The organism is Rhizobacter sp. P3_B12 (assembly GCF_056402895.1).
Genome location: NZ_JBFUGN010000695.1, coordinates 1 through 3,317 on the forward strand (window position 1 = coordinate 1; position 3,317 = coordinate 3,317).

3 protein-coding genes are annotated in these 3,317 nt (G+C 63.4%); all 3 read left to right on the forward strand.

The annotated features are described in order from the left end of the window. The first annotated feature begins 326 nt into the window (after nt 1-326). The gene (locus AC1D01_RS26345) at nt 327-890 is read left to right on the forward strand and encodes a chemotaxis protein CheW (RefSeq protein ID WP_477871631.1); all 564 of its coding nucleotides are present in this window, start codon (nt 327-329) and stop codon (nt 888-890) included. Between the two features lie 32 nt (nt 891-922). Continuing rightward, nucleotides 923-2,698, forward strand: coding sequence for a methyl-accepting chemotaxis protein (locus AC1D01_RS26350; protein ID WP_477871633.1), 1,776 nt, complete (start codon nt 923-925; stop codon nt 2,696-2,698). Between the two features lie 461 nt (nt 2,699-3,159). Beyond that, on the forward strand, nt 3,160-3,317 hold a 158-nt coding region (locus AC1D01_RS26355), incomplete at its 3' end, for a transposase (RefSeq protein WP_477871635.1).

Consider the following 3,317-nt stretch of genomic DNA (forward strand, 5'->3'; position numbering starts at 1 on the left):
CGCAAGTACAGCGCCAGGAACTCGGCGTAGTCCTGATCGTCATCGATCACGGCCAGGGTCTTGGGCAACATGGCAGCTTCAGGAATGGCGGTGCGTCACGGAGTTGGAAGCTTTGATGGTGGCCCACGTCACGACGGGCAAGCCGCGCGATAAGCGCCTCAAAGCCACGGCATTTTGGCGAATGAGCATAAATTTCTCAAGCGATGATTTATTCGCCCGATACCACCTTGGTCTATGTCAAACAGACGCTCGACAGGCGCCTTCCCAGCGCCAGAGCACCCGAGCACCTGAGTATTCGCACCCTTTGTTTCAGAAAGCACCTGCCCATGATGAGCGACGTCAAAGTCTCCGAGCGACCCTCGTCGGCCGCAGCCTCTTCGGAAGCACACCTGTATCCCGGTAGCGGCGAGCCACGCAGCCGAGCGCACGGTGGCGAGTACCTGAGCTTCAGGATCAGCGAGGAGGAATACGCCCTGGACATCTTGAACGTGCAGGAGATCCGTGGCTACGAGAACCCCACTCGCATCGCCAACGCACCACCCTTCGTCAAGGGTGTCCTGAATCTACGTGGCGTGATCGTGCCCGTTGTGGATCTGCGAATGAAGTTCGGCCGCGAACAGGTTACCTACGACGCTGTCACTGTCACGATCATCCTCAACGTCGCCGGCCGCGTCGTGGGTGCCGTCGTCGACTCGGTCAGCGACGTGGTCGAGCTCAAGGGCGAGCAGATCAAGCCCGCGCCGGAGTTCAACGCCTGCGTTGATGCCAGCCATATCACTGGCATCGGCGCGGTCGACCAAGGCAAACAGCAACGCATGCTGGTCCTGGTCGACATCGAAAAACTCATGTCCGGCGCCGAGATGGGGCTGGTCGAGCGAACCCTGAACTAGACCATCTCACTGCAGTACGAAGGACATTCATCATGAACAACTTGAAGGTTTCCACTCGGCTCATCATGCTGGTCGGCGCGCTGTCACTGCTGCTGGTCGGCATCGGCGGCCTGGGCCTGTACGGCATCAGCCAGTCCAACGAGGCGCTGAGATCGGTCTACGAAGGCAGCACAGTGCCCACCGCGAAGCTCGGCGAGATCAGGTCCATGGTGCTGCACAACCGGCTGGCCATCAACATCGCGCTGGTGAACCCGACCGCCGAAGTCATTAAAGAACGCACCGCGGAAATCGAATCCAACATCGCCACGATCACCAAGCTCTGGGACGCCTACGTCGCCGCCGACCTGACGTCTGAGGAGGAAAAGCTTGCCAAGACCTTTGCCAGCGACCGCACGAAGTTCGTTCAGGAAGGGCTGAAACCGATCGTGTTCGCGCTTCGTGCCAACGACCTGAAAGAGGCACAGCGCCTGGTCACGGACAAGATCCGTCCGCTGTCCATCCCGTTTGAAGCGGGCAACGACGCACTCATCAAACTACAGATCGACGAAGCCCAGAAGGAGTACGCGGCCGCGGCCGCACGCTATGCCGGGATCCGCATGGTCGCGATCGCTTCCATCGCCGCGGGTCTGATGTTCGCAGGGCTGTTCGGCTTCGTATTGGTGCGCTCCATCGGTCGCCAGCTCGGTGCCGAACCCGGTGAGGCCGCCGACCTGGCACGAAGCGTGGCCGCCGGCGACCTCAGCGTGCGCATCGATCTCAGACAAGGCGACACCACCAGCCTGATGGCGCAGCTCAAGGAGATGCAGATCAGCCTGGCCAAGGTGGTGTTCGGCGTGCGCCAGAACTCCGAGTCGGTGGCCACCGCGTCGGCCCAAATCGCCCAGGGCAATCTGGACCTGAGCCAGCGCACCGAGGAGCAGGCCTCGGCCCTCGAAGAGACCGCCGCGTCGATGGAGCAGTTGGGCTCGACCGTCAAGCAAAACGCTGACAACGCCAAGCAGGTCAATCAGCTCGCGCTGGGCGCCAGCACGGTGGCGATCAAGGGGGGCGAGGTGGTCGGCCAAGTGGTGGACACCATGAAGGACATCAACCACAGCTCGAAGAAGATCGCCGACATCATCAGCGTGATCGACGGCATCGCCTTCCAGACCAACATCCTGGCGCTCAACGCCGCGGTGGAGGCGGCGCGTGCCGGTGAGCAGGGCCGTGGCTTCGCGGTGGTGGCCAGCGAGGTGCGCAGCCTCGCCGGTCGTTCGGCCGAAGCGGCCAAGGAGATCAAGGGCCTGATCACCGCCAGCGTGGAACGCGTCGAACAAGGCACGGCCCTGGTCGATCAGGCCGGTGTCACGATGGCCGAAGTGGTCAGCTCGATCAAGCGCGTGACCGACATCATGGGCGAGATCAGCGCCGCGAGCATCGAACAGAGCGCGGGGGTTTCTCAAGTGGGAGAGGCCGTGAGCCAGATGGACCAGGTCACGCAACAGAACGCTGCATTGGTGGAAGAGAGCGCCGCCGCGGCCGAGAGCCTGAAGGTGCAGGCGCAGCAACTGGTGCAGGCGGTGGCGGTGTTCAAGCTGGCGCAAGGCGCACAGGCCGCCGTGCCGGTCACATTCGAGGCGTCCACCCCAGCAGCCGGTGACCGGGGCAGCGCCGAGCGCCGCGGGCCCGACCGTGCGAAGAACGTGACCCGCCCCGTCTTCGGCAAGACCAAGCCGGCCCCAAGCAAAGCCGTGGCGCCGATGCCGTCCGAACCGGTGCCTGCCCGGGCAGGCGTGCGCACCGGTACCGACCACTGGGAAAGCTTCTGAACGACACGCACTCCCTGCGGATTTACTGCACGGCAGAATTCGCCGGCATCGGTAGTTCGTGGCGCGCGGCGGCCGCCGAAGCCCCCGCCGTCTCAAGGCTGCCGCGGTGCCATGCAGCCCCTGGTGGGCGCCAGAGCCGACTCGCTCAATGCCGGTGAGCAAGGTCGACCAGTAACCGCGTCAGACTCCCCGCCACGGCCGCAGTGGCGGCGTGGTTCAACACAGACTGCGAACTTCTAACTCACGACACTAGCGCTGATGCAGGGAACGACCGAACTACGTCTGTGTCGCGAACTGCTTCGCAGTGAATGCCCATGCCATGCGTGAGGCGTCAGGACCCTTCCCGGCTGTCTGTGGAGACGTAGATTTCGGTGGTCGCACGTGAGCGTCCAGTCTGACCATCTTGAGAATGCGATAGGCACATAGGAGCCTCGTACCCACCTCAACTTTGGTGGATACGTATGACCTTCCCCGTCCAACCCGCTGGCGCTCGGCGCCGGCGTCGGCTCCACAGCGACGAGTTCAAGGCCAATGCCGTGGCAGCCTGCATGCAGCCGGGGATGTCCATGGCAGCCGTGGCGATGGCGCATGGCATCAACGCCAACCTATTGCGCCGCTG